Source organism: Thermogemmatispora tikiterensis (assembly GCF_003268475.1).
GTDB classification, from domain to species: Bacteria; Chloroflexota; Ktedonobacteria; order Ktedonobacterales; family Ktedonobacteraceae; genus Thermogemmatispora; species Thermogemmatispora tikiterensis.
The window spans coordinates 4206284-4223529 of sequence record NZ_MCIF01000002.1 but is presented as its reverse complement, the minus strand read 5'-3'; the positions used below and the strand labels follow the sequence as shown (position 1 = coordinate 4223529).

At 60.8% G+C, this 17246-nt stretch carries 9 protein-coding genes and 1 pseudogene; 7 read left to right on the top strand and 3 right to left on the bottom strand.

Annotated features, from left to right (window positions below):
• The 6 genes and pseudogenes from A4R35_RS24350 to A4R35_RS16815 all read left to right on the top strand — a co-directional run.
• Positions 1 to 404 (top strand): annotated as a pseudogene (locus A4R35_RS24350) (ABC transporter substrate-binding protein); the annotation flags it as partial.
• A gap of 222 nt (positions 405 to 626) precedes the next feature.
• The gene (locus A4R35_RS16835) at positions 627 to 1625 is read left to right on the top strand and encodes an ABC transporter permease (protein WP_112431376.1); all 999 of its coding nucleotides are present in this window, start codon (positions 627 to 629) and stop codon (positions 1623 to 1625) included.
• Between the two features lie 2 nt (positions 1626 to 1627).
• Positions 1628 to 2617, top strand: a complete 990-nt coding sequence (locus A4R35_RS16830; protein WP_112431374.1) for an ABC transporter permease — start codon at positions 1628 to 1630, stop codon at positions 2615 to 2617.
• 200 nt (positions 2618 to 2817) lie between these two features.
• Positions 2818 to 4242, top strand: coding sequence for a GH1 family beta-glucosidase (locus tag A4R35_RS16825; RefSeq protein ID WP_112431372.1), 1425 nt, complete (start codon positions 2818 to 2820; stop codon positions 4240 to 4242).
• Positions 4243 to 4703: 461 nt separating this feature from the next.
• Positions 4704 to 6146 (top strand): APC family permease, encoded by a 1443-nt coding sequence (locus A4R35_RS16820; RefSeq protein WP_112431370.1) that lies wholly within the window; start codon positions 4704 to 4706, stop codon positions 6144 to 6146.
• 156 nt (positions 6147 to 6302) lie between these two features.
• On the top strand, positions 6303 to 7265 hold the full coding sequence (locus A4R35_RS16815) for an acetamidase/formamidase family protein (protein ID WP_112431368.1): 963 nt from the start codon (positions 6303 to 6305) through the stop codon (positions 7263 to 7265).
• Between the two features lie 177 nt (positions 7266 to 7442).
• On the opposite strand, the gene A4R35_RS16810 is transcribed toward A4R35_RS16815, so the two are convergent.
• Together A4R35_RS16810 and A4R35_RS16805 are read right to left on the bottom strand one after the other, a co-directional pair.
• Entirely contained in the window at positions 7443 to 10997 is a 3555-nt protein-coding gene (locus A4R35_RS16810; protein ID WP_112431366.1) for a DUF4012 domain-containing protein, read from the bottom strand.
• Positions 10998 to 11458: 461 nt separating this feature from the next.
• Positions 11459 to 14164 carry a M1 family aminopeptidase gene (locus tag A4R35_RS16805; RefSeq protein ID WP_112431364.1) on the bottom strand — a complete coding sequence of 902 codons (2706 nt, stop codon included), beginning with the start codon at positions 14162 to 14164 and terminating at the stop codon, positions 11459 to 11461.
• Positions 14165 to 14571: 407 nt separating this feature from the next.
• Here A4R35_RS16805 and A4R35_RS16800 point away from each other — a divergent pair, with 407 nt between their 5' ends.
• Complete coding sequence (locus tag A4R35_RS16800) at positions 14572 to 16278, top strand: ABC1 kinase family protein (protein ID WP_112431362.1); 1707 nt, start codon at positions 14572 to 14574, stop codon at positions 16276 to 16278.
• A 123-nt stretch (positions 16279 to 16401) separates the two neighbouring features.
• On the opposite strand, the gene A4R35_RS16795 is transcribed toward A4R35_RS16800, so the two are convergent.
• A complete protein-coding gene (locus A4R35_RS16795) occupies positions 16402 to 17229 on the bottom strand; it encodes an MBL fold metallo-hydrolase (protein WP_112431360.1) in 828 nt (275 codons plus the stop codon).
• Positions 17230 to 17246: the final 17 nt, after the last annotated feature.

Sequence of the window (17246 nt, the reverse complement as noted above, 5' to 3'; positions counted from 1 at the left end):
CCGCCATCAGCTGGACTGACAAGGGTCCCACCCCCTACTACCCCTATCGCGATATGCTCAGCAGCAGCAACTCCGGCCCGATCGGGAAGTCAGTCTCCGGCTCGAACTTTGAGCGCTGGGATACGCACACCGCTGGGGCGCTGGCCACCCAGGTCGACCAGCTGCTGAAGCAGTACATGACGTCGACCGATCCCAATGTCCAGAAGCAGGCCATTCAGGGGATCGAGAAGATCATGGTCGAGCAGCTGCCGGCCATCCCGCTGACGGTCAATGTGGACTGGGACGAGTACACCACCAAGCATTGGACCGGCTGGCCTGATGATAGCAATCCGTACGATGTTGGTCCGCCATATCAGTTGCCCGATGCAGCAAACGTCATCCTGCATCTGAAGCCAGCCTCCTGATCGTAGCGTTGCTTCTGGCCTGTCCTTTCGTAGTGCGTTCTTCCAGGACGTCCTTCCACCCCCAATAGCGGGGGTGGAAGGACGGTACTCTCTGCGCACTCTGGCCACTGTCCAGGTAGGCTCCTTTCCTGCTCAGCCGGTCAGCGTCAGCCTCTCTCTTCACTCTGGAGGAATGCAGCACTGTTCCTATCCTGTCCTGACTTTCGGTCAAAGGAGTGATGTATGCGCTACCTGTTGAGGCGCGCAGGCTTCTACCTGATTGCTCTTTGGGCTGCCGTTACCTTTAACTTTGTTATTCCGCGCCTGATGCCTGGTGATCCGCTGCAGAACTATATCGCCAAGTTGCAGAACCAGGGACTGACTCCGGCGACAATTGCAGCCCTGCGTAAAGAGTTCGGCGCCGACCCTTCAGTTCCACTCTGGCATCAGTACCTGGATTACCTGAATGCGCTGCTCCACGGTCAGCTCGGGACCTCGACTTCGGAATTTCCCACCCCTGTCGCCCAGATCCTTGCTCAGAGTTTGCCCTGGACGATCTGCCTGGTGGGAGCTGCTGTGTTACTGAGCTTTATTATCGGAACTTTGCTCGGGGTTCTGTTCGCCTGGCGCCGTGGCTCCTGGTACGATACAACGCTGCCGCCGGCCCTGACCTTCCTGTCCGCTATCCCCTACTTCTGGATGGCGTTGGCTCTGCTCTATGTTTTCGGCATGATGCTGGGCTGGTTTCCAACCAGCGATGCCTATGATCTGAGCAGTTTTCCTAATGGGCCGGAGTGGAGTCTTGATTTCATCCTCAGCATGGTACAACACGCAGCCTTGCCGGTGATCACGCTGATCATTGGGTCGCTGGCCCAATGGGTGCTGACTATGCGTAACGCCATGGTGACCACGCTCTCAGAGGACTACCTGCTGATGGCCCAGGCCAAGGGGCTGCCCGCATTGCGGGTGGTCTTTGCCTATGCAGCTCGCAATGCGATCCTGCCCAGCATCACGAGCTTCTCAATTTCGCTGGGCCTGGTGGTCAGTGGTTCCCTGCTGACAGAAATCGTCTTCAATTATCCAGGCATCGGCTACCATCTGTTCCGCGGTGCCTCGGAAAGCGATTACGCTTTGGTCGAAGGTGGTTTCCTGGTAGTAGCTCTGACGGTGCTGGCGGCGAATTTCCTGGCTGAGCTGGTCTACAGCGTGCTTGATCCACGCATCCGACATGGGAGGGCTTAGCGATGCAAGTGACCAATCTTGGGGAGTCTCCAGTCGATACAGCGGCGTTGATCGAGCAGGCCGATCAACGTCATCGTGGGCCATTCCTCAATGCTCTGCGTTTGCTTTACCGCAATCCCAAGATTGCGGCGGGCCTGGGAATCTTGCTGCTCTTTGTGCTGATGGCCCTGGCCGCCCCTCTGTTGACGCCCTATCCGCCGGATGGTCCTCAAAGCCAGGTAGCCCAGGGTGCTCAGCCGCCCAGCCCTGAGCATATTCTGGGGACCACGAGCCTGGGGCAGGACATGTTTTCGCAGATTGCCTATGGGGCCCGTGTCTCGCTGCTGATCGGCTTTGTGGCCGCTACCGGCTCCACCCTATTGCAGGTGATCTTTGGCCTCAGCTCCGCCTACTTCGGCGGCCTGATCGATGAGGCGCTCTCGCTGCTGATCAATGTTTTCCTGGTACTGCCCGGCCTGCCGCTGGCCATTGTGCTGGCCTCGCTTGCCAATGCCAGTGGCGTGGGTAAGAATGAGTTTGTGATCGCCATGGTGCTGCTCTTCACCTCGTGGGCCTACGGGGCACGCGTGCTGCGCTCACAGACGCTCTCGCTGAAGGAGCGCGAGTTTGTGACGGCAGCGCGCTCAATGGGTGAGGTAACCTGGCGCACGATCTTCCTGGAGATCCTGCCCAACGAGATCGCGCTGGTCGCTTCTACCTACGTCGGTACCTTCGTCTACGCCCTTGGCGCGGAGGTAGCCCTGGAGTTTCTCGGCCTGGGCGATGTCTCGCATGCCAGCTGGGGTTCGATCCTCTTCTGGGCCCAGTTGAATGGGGCCCTGATCACGGGCCAGTGGTGGCTGTTTGTGCCAGCCGGTGTCTGCGTGGCCCTTGTCTGCGGCGCGTTGACGCTAGTCAACTTCGGCATCGATGAGCTAGCCAACCCAAGCCTGCGCCAGGCTATGCCGCGTAAGCTGCGCAAACTGCTCAAGACCAGAGCTGTGGTTGCCTGACTGATCTCTTCACCCAGCTTCATCTGGAGCATGCAATTTATCATTTATCGCTCTTTCTTCTTGTCACTATTCATGCAGGTATGAATGGATGCATCTATTCATCCAGGGATGGAAGCATATAGATTCAGGTGGCAGGTCAGACAGGAGGTAGGAGAGGAGGCTGAGCTACCTCCAGCTGCCACCTCTATTAAGGAGGATCAATGAGCATTACCGGTCGTCCACAGGACCATCGTAGTTTCCCCGCCTCTCTGGCAGGGGGCAGTGACCTGGCTGGCGGCTTCCCGCCCGGTTTTCTCTGGGGAGCCGCCACGTCGGCTTATCAGATCGAGGGCGCGGCGCGCGAGGATGGACGCGCCCCTTCTATCTGGGATCGCTTTGTGGCCCGGCCAGGAGCGATCTTCCAGGGCCAGACTGGCGAGGTGGCCGCCGACCACTATCACCATATGGAGGAAGATGTGGCGCTGATGGCTCGCCTGAATCTGCGCGCTTACCGCTTTTCGATCTCCTGGCCGCGGGTCCTGCCCCAGGGAACCGGCCCCGTCAATGAGCGGGGCCTTGCTTTCTACGAGCGTCTGGTGGATACCTTGCTCGCCCGGGGTATTGAGCCGCTGGTTACGCTCTATCATTGGGACTTGCCCGCCGCTCTTGAGGACCGCGGCGGCTGGCTCGTGCGCGACACTGCTCAGGCCTTCGCCGAGTATGCCGAGGTGGTAGCCCGCCGCCTGGGCGATCGCGTCCGCTGGTGGCTCACGCATAATGAGCCGTGGTGCAGTTCCTATTTGGGCTATGCTCTGGGTATCCATGCCCCCGGCATGCATGATAAGCAGCTCGCTATCCACGCCGGCCATCATATTCTGCTCTCTCACGGCCTGGCTGCACAGTGCCTGCGCTCGCTGCTTCCGCGCGAGGCGCAGATCGGTATCGCCCTCGATTTCTACCCGGTCTATGCCGCGGATGAGCGTCCCGAGACGCTGGCCGCCGTCCAGCAGGCGGACGCTTTCCGCAATCGCTGGTTTCTTGATCCACTATTTCATGCCGAGTATCCCGAGTTGCTCTTCAGTACGCTGGATGTGACGCCTCCTTTGATCCAGGCGGACGATCTGGCGGTGATCGCGACCCCGCTGGATTTCCTGGGCGTCAATTACTATAGTCGCATGCTTGTGCGCGGCGCAGGACCCGGGTCCGCCGCCACTCCTTCGGGGAATGTCAGCTATGAGGTGGTCGAGCGCATTCCCGGAGCTTCGTATACCGCTATGGGCTGGGAGATCTTTCCTGAAGGACTGGAAGTGATTCTGACACGCCTCCACCGTGAGTATGCTCCCAAGGCCCTGGTGGTGACAGAAAATGGCGCGGCCTTCGAGGATCACTGGCACACCGGCGAGGGCGTTCACGATTGGCAGCGGATTCATTATCTGCAGTTGCATATCGAGGCGCTGAGCCGCGTGCTCGCTCAGCAGGTGCCACTCAAGGGCTATATGGTCTGGTCCTTGCTGGACAACTTTGAGTGGGCTTTCGGCTACAGCAAGCGCTTCGGGCTGGTCTACGTCGATTATCCTAGCCAGCGGCGCATTATTAAGGATAGCGGCCAGTGGTATGCTTCGTTCATCGCCGCGCAGCGCCGCTAGCGCCTTGTCTGCGCCGGCCCCGGCCCCGGCCCGGTGCAAGGGCAGGCGAGCCGTTCGCCGCTGAGCATGGGCGAGCAGCCCGACGCCACCAGCTCCCCGCCTGCTGACTCCTCGCTGGTTGGTCAACAGCTGGCTATGCTCTGATTGAGCAGGCCACTGCTTCAGGCCAGGACCGATGGCAGCGCCGGCTCTCTTCTTCTCTCCCCCTCTCCTGCCTGAGAGGTGCTGCTTCTGTCTTCTCTTTCGCTCCGGCCCGCCCGGCCCGCCCTTTGCCCCCATCGCTGCCCGCCTGGAGGTTGCCTTCCGAGGCGAAATAGATTATCCTTTCAAGCGGGCAGCTTCACTGTTGCATGGGGCTGTCCTCAGTGCTGGCGTGGACAGGCAGCCGATAGAAGCTCTGCTCTGCCCCTTAGCCTGTCGCGTCGGGTGCCTCTCTGCGCCCTGATATCAGGAGGTTGCACTTGGAGCCAGAGAAAAGCGGTCTTCGCCGTGAATTGTCGTTTTTGGAGAGCATCGCGCTCTCTATCGGTATTATGGCGCCCACTGCGGCGATGGCGCTCAATGGCTCGCTGGCCGCCGGGATTACCGGTAGCGCTGTACCGCTGGCTTTCTTAATCGCCACTATCGCCGTTGGTCTGGCCAGCTTCTCGTTTATCCAGTTCAGCCGTTATCTGGCACACAGCGGCTCGGTCTATGCCTTTAATGGCATCGCTTTGGGGCCGCGCGTCGGCTTTTTTTCGGGCTGGGCCTTGCTTGGCACCTACCTCGCTTTTACTGGTGCTTCAACGGCTGAGGTCGGTAATTTCGCTCAGGCGTTCCTGGCTGGCCTGGGCTGGAGCGTGAGCTGGCTCCCGCTCGCTCTGGTAGCGGGCCTGCTGATCTGGTTCTTTGCCTACAGCCGCATCACGATCTCGACGCGCCTGACACTGGCAATGGAGGGTATTTCGGTGCTGCTGATCGTGGCGCTGGTGGTAGTGATTCTGGTTCGCCTGGGCAGTCTTGGCCAGCTCTCGCTGGCTCCCTTTACGCCCTCTGCAGAGCCACTCAATAGCGTGGCTCTGGCGGCGGTCTTCGGCTTCCTCTCCTTTGCGGGCTTCGAGGGAGCGGCTACGCTCGGCGAGGAGACGCGCAATCCGCGCCGCAACATTCCCCTGGCGATCCTGGCTGCGGTCTTTGGAACGGGTCTTTTTTACATTGTCGTGACCTATGCTCAGACGGTGGGCTTTGGTCTGAGTCGGGCAGGGATCGCCAGTTTTGCTCAGTCGGCGGCTCCGCTCGATGATCTGGCGCGCCACTACGTTGGGCGCCTGATGGCTGTCTTGCTCGATTTCGGGGCGACGATCAGCGCTTTTGCCAGCGCTCTGGGAACGGCCAATGCCGGGGCGCGTATCCTCTATGCGATGGGGCGCGACGGCTTCATCACGGAGCGCCTGGGAACGACCAGCCGACGCAGTGGCTCGCCAGCCCTGGCGGTGGCGGTCATCATGCTCTTTGATTTTGCAGTGGTGAGCATCTGGGGCCTGGCCCCGGGAATGACGGGGGCGACGCTCTTCGGCTATCTGGGCACCATCGGGGTCTTTCTGATCCTGGTGGCCTATGTGTTGACGAACGTAGGGGCTATCTGGTTCTTCTTTCTGCGTCGACGTGTGTGGAGCTGGCAGTGGCTGATCCCGCTGCTCGCTATTGTCTTCTTGGGCTACACGCTCTACAGCAATATTTACCCGGTCCCGGCTCCGCCGTACAATATCTTTCCGTATGTGGCCCTGGCCTGGCTCCTGCTCGGACTGCTCTGCATCATCGCCAGCCCCGGTCTGGCCCAGCGCATCGGTCTGCATCTGGAGGAGAGCGAGGGCCTACATACAGAGACAGCTGCGGAGGCGACCGCTCTCAGACAGCCTCAGTAGATCAGCGGCACGGCGCCGGCTTGAGCTGCCACCAGGCCAGCTCAGGCACTTTATGAAGGGCATGGTTCAGCTTCAGTGAAGACCTGGCCGAACCGAACTGAACCGAACCCAACTGAACGTACGACTACGGCCAAAGAAAGGAGCTTGCTACCGGCCATGACGACAGACATTCCAAAAGCAGGGCGCACGATCCATATTCGGCGCGATCAGTGGCATCTGGCCTGGGATCACAGTATCCCGCCTATTGCTCGCATTAGCTCGGGCGAGGTGGTGGAGTTCGATATGCTGGAAGCTTCTTGCGGCCAGATCCAGGCCAATAGCACGGTTGAGGCCATTGGCTCGCTCGATTTCTCGCGCGTGGATCAGGTGCACGGCCCGATCTATGTGGAGGGGGCCGAGCCAGGGGACACGCTGGAGGTGGAGTTTCTTGATTTGCAGCCAGCCGAGTGGGGTTGGACGGGAGTGATTCCCGGCTTCGGCCTGCTGGCCGATGAGTTCCCCGAGCCGGCTCTCAAGATCTGGCATCTGGAGGGCGGCGCCGATGGCTGGGCCGAGTTCGCGCCCGGCATTCGTATTCCGCTGGCGCCCTTCTGTGGCGAGATCGGGGTGGCGCCGGGCCAGCCAGGGGCTTTGCCGACGATTCCGCCCTATCGCCACGGCGGCAATATGGACACACGCCATCTGACGAAGGGGACCCGCCTCTACCTGCCAGTGGAGGTGCCCGGCGCGCTTTTCTCGATGGGCGATGGCCATGCCGCCCAGGGCGATGGCGAGGTCTGTGGTACCGCCATCGAGACGCCGATGCACGCAGTCGTACGCCTGACGGTGCATAAGGATCGTTCCGTACCAGAGCCACAGTATTTGACGGGCGGCCCGCTTATCCAGCGCACTAATACGGCCCCGTACTATGTGACCGACGGCATCGGCCCCGATCTGATGGAGGCCACGCGCAACGCGATCCGCCATATGATCGATCATCTGCAGCGCAACTATGGCCTGTCGCGCAGCGACGCTTATATGCTCTGCAGTGTGGCGGTGGATCTGAAGATCTGCGAGGTGGTGGATGCACCTCACTGGGTCGTCGGGGCCTTCTTACCGACGAGCATTTTCACGAAGTGAGATCGAATCGCTGCGCTAAGCCGCCAGCCCACAGGGAAGATTAAGGCCAGGAGTAAAGATGAGCCGCCGGCCCTCCTTTTCTTTCTCTCAGGGGGAAGAGGAGGGCCGGTCTCTTTAAGCGAGGAGCGCCAGCGACCACAGCCGGCAGGATGGCCCCCGGCCTGGCTGAGAGAGGCGCTAGCGACGCCGCCAGGCGATGACAAGCGCGGGTGCCGCGGCGAGCTGGGCCAGCAGCAGGCTGGCTGTCGCGGATGAGGCCGCCGCTACCGTAGAGCTGCTCTGAGCGCTGGCGCTCGAGGCAGCTTTAGGAGCAGTTTTCGTCGCAGTTTGTGGTCCCTTGAGCGTGATCACCTGGTCCTTGTGGATGTCGCTGTGATAGTGCAGGGTGCTGACGCCCTTCAGATGCAGGGCTGTGGCGTCGATGGTAATGTCGACGGTCGGCACCATGCCGCCTTGCTTGCCCACCAGGACGCTGTAGATGTCAGCCGGATTTTTCAGGTTGATATGGGCATGCGGTACATACCACGAGAGCCGGATGTAGGAAGTACAGTTTTTCGGGGTGACCGTCAGTCCTCCCCACATGGCCCGCCCGGGCAGGTCACTCTGCAGGGCCGTTGGCGGTCCGACGCTGTCAACGGGAGGATTCTGGTAACGCGGCCCCAGGGCGTAGTTGCCGCTCGGACAATAGCGCGAGCCGTCGGGTGGGATGTAGTTGTAGCTATCGCATTTGCTGCCCGTGGCTGGCGGCTTTGAGGAGGTGGAAGTGGTGCCAGTGGTCGCTTTAGGAAGACCAGTGCTGGCGCTGCAGACAGGCTGACCGGAATCGAAACCTCCTCCGTCGAGGAGCTGGGCACCCTCTGGGGCATAGACGCGGATGTAGTCGGTGTAGGCGTCGAAGCCGTAGACGGGGCCGCGCTGGTCATACTCCAGGATGATGGTCAGATCATGGGTGGCGCCTCCCTGGGCATCGAGCGTAATGTTGTCCTGGAAGGTGCTATGGACGTATTGACTGGCTTTGTTGACGCTGATGTTGGCCTGCACAACGTGGAAGCCGTCGACGCTCTTGAAGCTGTTGATTGCTCCAGAGTAGCCCTGTTGGACCAGCCAGGCTTCGACAGCGGGATTGGTAAAGTACAGCTCCAGATCGCGGGCCTGGATGTCCCGGACCGCCCCTTTGACGATGTCCAGCAGCTTGCTGACTGGCAGATGGCGCACCTTGTCCAGGAGCAACTTGGCGACCAGCGAGGTGAAGGCTTTGCGGGCGTCGTGCAAACCCTGGCCGGTGACTTGCTCTTGCCGCGCAATACCGGCGGGGTCCTGCTGATAGTAATGCAGGCGATCGGCCAGGTTCTGCGAGGTAATAGTCTCGCCGTAGTCCTTGACCACGATCGGCCCGGTCACATCAAGAATGTGAGCGATGAAAGTGGGCGTGAAGGCGATATCTCCATCGACAGGACCGCCTCCTTCATCCTGGAAGACCTGAATGTTGATGCGCGCCGTGGTGGGGTAGTCACCGGAGACGTTGGAGTCGCGCAGGCCGAAGTTACCCATATGCATCCAGCTATAGCCCGGAGGGGCCTGCCGGCCCATCTGGAAGCCATTGCCGGCATAGTCCAGCTTGGCAACATCACGTAGGGCCAGCGCCCCAACGACACCATTCTGCACATCGACAACCCCATACTGACCGGTAAAGCCACCTCCGGGGCGCAGCTCGGCGTTGTCCATCGTCTGTAGCAGATAGCGACGATGTCCGTCAACTCCCAACAGCCAGGAGGCCAGAGGAATGAGCTGCTGCACCTGGTTGATCTGCTTCTGGGCCGTGGGAAGGACTTTGACGATGCCGGCGATTTGCTCGCGCTGGTGGGCGTTGAGCATGGGAAGCTGCTTGAGATCGACGGAGCGCATCTGCTGCTCAATGTCGTCAATATAGTAGAGTGCGTGCACCAGCGCCCCCTGGACGGTGGCCACGTCCTGGGCGGTGAGCAGCGGTTTGGCATTGCTACTGGTGGTGAGCGGCGAGCCGTGGATGATGCTGGCGGCGAGCAGCCCGACACCGCTCATCTCATCGCCCATGCGCGAGACGTCGAGGGCTACCTGCACGAGGTGCCGCGCCATGTCGAGGCTGGAAGCATACTCAGGGGCGAAGCGCTGAATCGCTTCACGTACGTCGTCGCGATCGACAAGCTGCTGGAGCTGGAGAAAGTCGCTGCCCGCTAGACGAAATTCTTGCTGGGCGCGCTGGAGCTTGTCGGCTTCTAAGGCTGCCAGGGGATTGTTTTTGTCCAGCGTGAGGAGATCCTTGACATTCATGAGGTGCTTGACGCCATCTTCAGCCAGACTTTTGACGTTGCTGTAGGCGCTGTACGCGGCCAAAGCCGCGCCTACCGGAGGAAGCAGGCCAATGATAAGAGCCACCAGGATGGCCAGGGTGACATAGGTTCGAAAGCGATAACGCTTGCGTTGTACCTGAGTACGCTCCCGGCGACGCCCGCGAAGGCGACGCAGCTGCTGGGTGAGGCGCCGCGCTGCTATCCCCGGAGGCAGCCGTTTCTTATCTCTGGCCTGGCCTGGGGCTAGCGGCAGAACTGTAGTCGGGACAGCGGCCAGATCGACCAGCTCGCGCTCACAGCCTGGGAACAGGGCAATTTCAGCCTCTTCCTGCAGGGGAGCTGGCAGCATCCGCTCATCGAGCAGGGTGGTGGGCAGCTCGTCGATCTCTGGGGAGAGTTTTTCTTCGCTGGCTACTCTTCCGGCCTCAGTTCCACGTTGCGGCTCCTGCTCCTTGCCTGCTGTCGTTTCTGGGGCCTGGGCTATCTCTGCCTCCAAACTGCGCGTCGGTGCTTCGGCCAGACCTCGCGCGCTGACATCGCCCCGAGCTGGGACCGGCTCTTCTGGAGCCTGCTCACCCTCCAGAGGGAGAGTGGGGGTTTCTTCTTCCTCCTCTGGCCCTTCTAGAGAAATAGTCGGGGTTTGCTCCTCCTCCTCCCCTGCTTCAGCTCTTCTTTCTTGAGCGCCCTCTGCCTCCTCTCCTTCTTCTGCGGCAGTCTGCCCGTGATTAGCTCGCTCAGCGGGGCGAGGATGGTTGTCGCCTTCTGCTTCTGCAGAGGCCGGTGGCTCTTCTTCGCTCAGGGAGATTGGGCGTCGCTTGTGCCCGTTTTGATCTTGATCGACAGGGTGCGCTTCGCCCTGGCCAGCGGCGATCGCCTCAAGAGTATCCGACTGTCTCTGGATGCGCCCCCCTCGAACGACCTCTAATCTGACTGTCGGTTCTTCTCCTTCAGCCAGTTCGTCTGCGCTCGTCGCCTCCCCCTCTACCGCTGCCGATGGGGTCCGGCCCGTATCATTGGTGCACTGTTCCCCCTCACTCTGCTCTTCTGACGGCTTTTCCTGGCCGCCATGCGCCGGGGCTGGCACGCTGGTCAGCGGAGCCTCGACACTCTCTTCAACCAGGCTTCCTGGAAGAAGGGCACGGAAGCCCCAGAGGCGCCCATCTGGGTGGCGCTTGAGACATTTTTCAAGCAGCCGCTCTAAGGTTTGCCAGGAGAGGCGATATTGCCGGGTGATCTCTTCAATAGACTTGTCAGTGGTATAATAGTCGACTACAGCATTTTTGCGTTGTTCGTAACGTTGCTTTTCTCGCTCTCCAAGGGAGGAGAGGTCGGCCTCGGCCCAGGCCGCGAGATCGTCGCGACGTGGCCGTGGTGGAGAAGATACAGCGCGTACCCCAGGCAAGGTTTTCCCTCCATGCTTTTGCAGATCCACTAGCCTATTCAGAATTGGCAACAGTCTTTATAAAGATCAGAGATAAGATGAGCCTTGAAGGCCAGCCTTTCTTTCCCTTTCTTTAGGAAGGAAAAGATCAGAGAGAAAGACATATGGTAAATGCTCGCCATCGGCGAGTTGCAGAGATGATCTTTTGATTGAATCCGCCAGCAACTTTTCGCAATCATGGACTATTGCGTAGTCAGCGGTTCTCCCCCTCTACTATACAGGACGCTTGAACCCCCACAGACGTTGCACGTGCCGCTTATTATATCGGAGCTTGTGCATATAACGAGGCAACGGTAGCATTTTTGGATAGGGAGTAAGGAAGCAAAAGAGCCGCCCAGCCAGGAAAAGGCTGCCCCTGCCTTAGACTCTGGGCGGCTCGTCCGTATCCAGTCCAACTACACCGGTGGATTACTCTCCGCGTTCTAGCTCGTTCTTTCCTGAGTGAGGCGCGTCTCCAATGAGGCAAGCTGCTCCCTGAGATGGCGGTTCTCCTCACGCAGCGTCTCCAGATCCTGACGCAGCTGACCGAGCTGCTCCTCCGTCTGTCCTGCGCTGCGCAGCACATAGAGCGCCGCGCGCATGCTGCGCAGCACACGCGTCTCCAGTTCTCGCGCGGCGGCTCGTTCCAGAGCGGGCACGGCTCGGCGCTCGCCGAAGAGCAGGAGGGCGAGCGCTGCCCCCTGGCGCACAGCCTCCCAGGGATCATGCTCGACTGCCTCGCAGAGACGAGTCACCGCCTGCTGCCAGGCAGCCTCACGATAGAGATGACGCTCGCGGGCCAGCGCTTGCAGACCATGTGTCGCGGCCAGTCGCCACAGCGGCGGTTGACGGCTGGCATCGAGATAGTCTAAGAGGAAGGGGATAGCCCGTTCATCTCCGCAGCAGGCCAGACCCTTAAAGATGCCCTGCTGCACATAGGCTTGCCACGATGGGCGTGTGATGGCCTGCTGCAGCACGTCAAAGACCCCGGCCACCCGTGTCCGGCCAAGGGCTTCCGCCGCCGCCCGCTCGACGAGGTAGCTGACGTCGCCTTCGCTGACCAGTGGTCGCAGAGCCTCTGCCGCCCGCTGCGCCAGCGCGCTCTGCTGCGGCTCCTGATAACCACCCAGGGCCCGCGCGGCAGCGGCCCGCACGCGCGACCACTGCCGCGCCTCTAACTCATGCAAGGCCCGCAGGAGGGCGGCCTGCGCTGCCTCTGTTCCCAATTCGCCCAGAGCCTTGGCCGCGGCACAGCGCACGCCCCAGAAGGGATCAGTGAAGAGTGCCTCCTCAAGAGCCCGACGGCTGGCCTCATCTCCCTGCTTCGCCAGAGCCTCTGCCGCCTCGATGCGTCCCAGGATGTCGGGATCATGGGCCAGCTGGTAGCGCAGCATGGAGGCAGGCCGCTCGAATTCGAGGGTCTTCAGCAGCCAGCCGTCGGGATCAAAGCGCACCATCACCGGCTCGCGCTCCAGTGGCACAAAGAAAGTCTGCGTGGTCTCACCGTTTTCACCAACGACCACCTGCAGCTTGACGGCGCGAGTTTCGTTGCTGCCATCAGCCACAGGCACGCTGAAAGCCAGGTCAACCGGTGTCACAAAACAGGGCGTGAGATCATCGATGGCCTGGGTCTGCCTGATCGTCACTTTGGCCAGATGCCGCTCGCCATCCCAGGCATAGCTAACGGAGAAGGCAGGATAACCCGCCTGATAGAGCCACTGCTGGAAGAACTGCGCCAGACTACGCCCGGTAACCTCCTCAAAGGTGCGCTCCAGGTCGGCAGTGATCACTTCGCGACCGCGGTAGCGCTCCAGATAGGCATGCAGGCCCCGGCGAAAGGCCGCGTCACCAAGCTGGTGGCGCAGCATATGCAACACCCAGGCCCCCTTGTTGTAGAGGTGACGGTCGAACAGTTCGAAACCATCGCGGTAGTAGCCACGATAGACAATCGGACGCCGATAGTGCTTGTCCTCCTCAAAGTAGAGCTGAGCCGCCTCCATCATCATCCACTTGAACACATCGCTGCCACGATCGTGCTCGACCCACAGATGTTCTAAATAGGTGGCGAAGCCTTCGTTGAGCCACCCTTCGGACCAGTCGCGGCAGGTCAGCAGATCGCCGAACCACTGATGCGCCAATTCGTGAGCAACTGTGGTTACGGGACCATCCTCACCCACATCGAGAGCGGCCTTTTGATCGAAGAGGAGCATGAAGCTGTGGGTGGTAGCCGTCGTATGCTCCATCGCCCCCCGATAGACCTCGATGACGCTCTGGGCATATTTGCGATAAGGGTAGGGATAGTTGAGGTAGCGGCTGAAAAAGTCGATCATGGCCGGCGTCTTGCCCATCAGCAGGCGAGCATCTTCGCGGCGGTCGGGCCGCACATAGTAGCTGACGGGCAGCTCGCCGTAGCGATCTTCGATGACGGCGAAATCGCCAACCACGAGTGAGATCAGATAAGCGGGATGGGGGACGTCATGGCGCCAGTGATGGGTTTTGGTACCATCGCCATTGTCGCGCACGTTGAGCAGCTCGCCGTTAGAGAGGGTCACGAACTGCGCTGGCACAGTCACAATGATCTCGCTGGTAGCGCGGTCGTTGGGTACCCAGTGGCAGGGAAACCAGTGGCGATGGTACCAGGTCTGGCTGAAGGTCCAGGCCTGGACGGGCCGCGTCGGATCATCGGACGTGGGCTTATTGAAGTGCAAGCCGATGCGCGGCTGCGCCCAGTAGCGTACGCCAACAGTGAACGACTCGCCGTAGTGATACGGACGATCCAGGGTGACGATGAGACGCTCCGGTTCAATGCTGTAGCTCAGCGCGGTCCCATTGTCGAGCATCACATGCTCGATTTGCAAGTCAACGGCGTCAAAAGCGATGTTGCGTACTTCGTCATAGAGAGCAGTAAAAGAGGTCCAGGCGGTGCCGCTGACCGTCTCATGCTCGAAGTCAAGACGGATCTCCAGCTTGACATGGGTGATATCGGCGGGACGATCGGGAGCATAGTGGACACGGTCGCCCGGCAGCTCGAAGCCCCGCGCCCTGGGAGGCGGCCCCGCCAGAGCCTGCAGAGCGCTGCGAGTTGCTTCCAGCACACTCCACTCTTCAGCGTCGGCTACCGCAAAAGCTGCTCCACAACACTTTCTCATAGAGAAGCTCCTCTCCTATTATCTGCTTCATTTAACAGAATGAGAACGTTTTTTCTCTACTTATTGGTCTGGTAGTACTATGACGTGCCTGCTGGTCAGCGGCAGGAAGGGTGGTCTCAGCCGTGAAGCCACGGGCAGTAGAGGCCAGGGCGAAAACCATCCAGCTTGATGATGACCTGACGAGCTAACCAGTCCGGTCAGGGGCGATGAGTGAGGGAGGAAGAGCGCTCGCTGGCACCCGCTGCTCTCTCTGACTCACCTTTGCCCAGAGCCAGAGCAGGAAGCCCCCAGAAGAAGGCGGGGAGGTGAGCGGGAGGCGCTGGCCTGTCCCCTCTCTTCAACTGCTTCCCTGGGCACGGCGTAGATATCTGTGTTATTGTACCTGGAGAGAGGTTTTCACTGGTAGTATGCGTCACAGACCTACACGGATCAATAGGCTAGCCCAGGTGGCGCGTTTCTTACGCGTCGCCCGTCTCTTATTGTGGACCATCTGGGTGATTTACCGCGAGCGTCGGCGAGTGATTCGGGCCCACCAGCGCGGTCACTACGAGGTTCAGCCTAACATCGAAGTCCTGATCAAGGTCTTAACGGCTTTCCGCGAGACGGCCATCAAGCTCGGCGTCCTGATGATCAAGCTGGGTCAGTTTCTGAGCGCGCGCGCCGACCTGCTGCCGGAGCAGGCCCTGCAAGTGCTCGGGAGTCTGCAAGACGAGGTGCCGCCGGCCCCTTTCAGCCATGTTGTCTCGGTCATCGAGGCCGACCTCGGCAAGCCGGTGGAGCAGGTCTTTAGCATGCTGGAGCGCAAGGCGACCGCCGCCGCCTCTCTCGGCCAGGTGCATCGCGCCACGCTCGCCGGCAGTGGCGAAACGGTAGCGGTCAAGGTGCAGCGTCCGCATATCGAGGAGCTGGTCAATACCGACCTGAGCACGATCCGCTTTGTCATCTGGGTCATCACACGCTTTGTTGACACCAGCGAGTTCATCGACCTGATGGCCGTCTATCGTGAGTTTCGCCGCACGGTCTACGAGGAGATCGACTATCTGACCGAGGCCGCCAATGCTCGCCGTTTTCGTGAGCTTTTCCGCGATCAGCCCCAGATCTATATTCCACGCGTCTATGAGGAATACAGCTCGAAGCGGGTTCTGGTCCTGGAATGGATCGATGGCATCAAGATCAACGATTATGCTGCTTTGGAGGCCGCCGGCTACAATCGGCTGGAGATCGCCCGCCGTACGGTCGAAGCCTATTTCTTCCAGTTCTTCGAAGCTGGCTTCTTTCACGCCGATCCCCATCCGGGCAACATCTTTGTCAAGCGTGGCTCCCCGCCGGATGACCCCGTCATCGCCTTCGTCGACTTCGGCATGGTCGGCACTCTTACGAAGAGTATGAAGAAGGCCATGCGCGATCTCTTCCTGGCCTTTGTGGCCCGCGACTCGCAGGCGCTGGTCAATGCCCTGGGCCGCCTTGGCTTTCTGGGAGAAAACGCCAATCTGACGGCCATTGAGCACGGCCTGGAGCTGATGCTCAACCAGTACTACGGTTTGACGCTGGGAGAGGCACGCGAGCTGGACCTGTCGGATGTTGCTCAGGATATCGAGCAGCTATTGTACGGGCAACCTTTTCAGATTCCAGCTCAGTTCGCCTTTACAGGACGCGCCATTAGTGTACTGGCTGGCGTGGCAACTGGCCTGGCACCGGAGTTTAACCTGATCGATGTGGCCACTCCCTACGCGCGCAAGTTTCTCGGCCTCAGCACCGATCGCCTGGGAGAGAACCTGCAGGAGCTGCTGCGCCAGCTGCTGGAGAATGGGCGCGCGCTGTTGACCCTGCCCCGCTCCCTGGAGCGCATCATTACCCGTTTCGAGAGCGGCCAGATTGAGATTCGCCTGGCCGATTCCCCGACCAATGGACGGAATCGACGTGCGCGCTCCGGAGCCGGGCGCGGCGCCAACGGTAGCGAGAGACGCGGCGGCACACTCTCGCTGACGCTTGTAAGCCTGAGCGCCCTGGCCGCCAGCGTCTATCTGCTGACCAGCGTTCACCTGCTTAGCGCCGGCTGGTTTTGCCTTGGCCTGGCCGCTGTGGCCGTTCTGGGCCTGCTCCTGCGTCGCTAGAGCCGCTCCGGCTCTCTCTCCAGGAGAAAGAACAGCGCTGGCGCCAAGGCCGGGCAGCCAGCGCTCGCCAGGCGAGACAGAGCGGATAAGGTCCCCTTCGAGCAGCAGGCGAGCGGAGCTGACTTAGCGCCCTAACAGCCAGCGCTCGCTAGCGTGACGGTGAACACGCCCTTCCTGCTCTAGCTTGAGCAGATGAGCTGTCAGAGACTGAGCAGCCAGGGCGTGAAGAGACGGTGAGACGTCGGCATAGACAAGCGGCACGAGGTCACCGACGGTTGCCCCCTGGGGGAACTGGCCGAGGGCTGTGATCACCTGCTGCTCACGCAGGAGGCGATGCTCGATGTATTCGGCCAGCTTGCGAGCTGGATCAAGAATGAGCGGGCCGTGAGCAGGGACAATGTGGCGCAACTCCAGACTCTGGAGACGCCGCAGCGAGGTCAGATACGCCCCCATATCGCCCTCCGGTGGAGCGATCACTACGGTGCCCACTCCTGCCAGCAGGTCCCCGGCAAACAGGATGCCAGCCCGCTCTAAGAGGAAGCAGAGATGGTCGAAGCGATGCCCCGGCGTGTGGATGGCTCGCAGGGTATCGTCGCCAGCAGCCAGGCGCGCCCCATCCTTCAGCTCCTCATCGGCCAGGGCCACCCCCTGGCGGCTAAAGGCCAGTACCGGTGCCCCCAGCCGGGTCCGCAGAGCCGCCGCACCGCCGCAGTGGTCAGGATGGCCGTGGGTAATCAAAATGCGCCGGATGCCGCCACGGGCCTCCCCAGCGGCAATGATCTGCTCCAGATAGGCCGGCTCGTCGACCGCTGGATCAATGACAAGCGCTCCCGTGGTCCCTTCACCAACCACGATCGTATTGGTCCCTGGCCCCGTCATCACCGAGGGATTGGGAGCCAGCACCAGCGTATAAGGCTGCGCTTCCTCTTGTGGCTTCTGCTCCTGTTCCATAATGCTCCTCTCTCTCA

Excerpts from the sequence above, each read along its gene's own strand:
- A4R35_RS16835 (WP_112431376.1), top strand. The coding sequence starts at position 627 with ATGCGCTACCTGTTGAGGCGCGCAGGCTTCTACCTGATTGCTCTTTGG.
- A4R35_RS16830 (WP_112431374.1), top strand. The coding sequence starts at position 1,628 with ATGCAAGTGACCAATCTTGGGGAGTCTCCAGTCGATACAGCGGCGTTG.
- A4R35_RS16825 (WP_112431372.1), top strand. The coding sequence starts at position 2,818 with ATGAGCATTACCGGTCGTCCACAGGACCATCGTAGTTTCCCCGCCTCT.
- A4R35_RS16815 (WP_112431368.1), top strand. The coding sequence starts at position 6,303 with ATGACGACAGACATTCCAAAAGCAGGGCGCACGATCCATATTCGGCGC.
- A4R35_RS16805 (WP_112431364.1), bottom strand. The coding sequence starts at position 14,164 with ATGAGAAAGTGTTGTGGAGCAGCTTTTGCGGTAGCCGACGCTGAAGAG.
- A4R35_RS16800 (WP_112431362.1), top strand. The coding sequence starts at position 14,572 with ATGCGTCACAGACCTACACGGATCAATAGGCTAGCCCAGGTGGCGCGT.
- A4R35_RS16795 (WP_112431360.1), bottom strand. The coding sequence starts at position 17,229 with ATGGAACAGGAGCAGAAGCCACAAGAGGAAGCGCAGCCTTATACGCTG.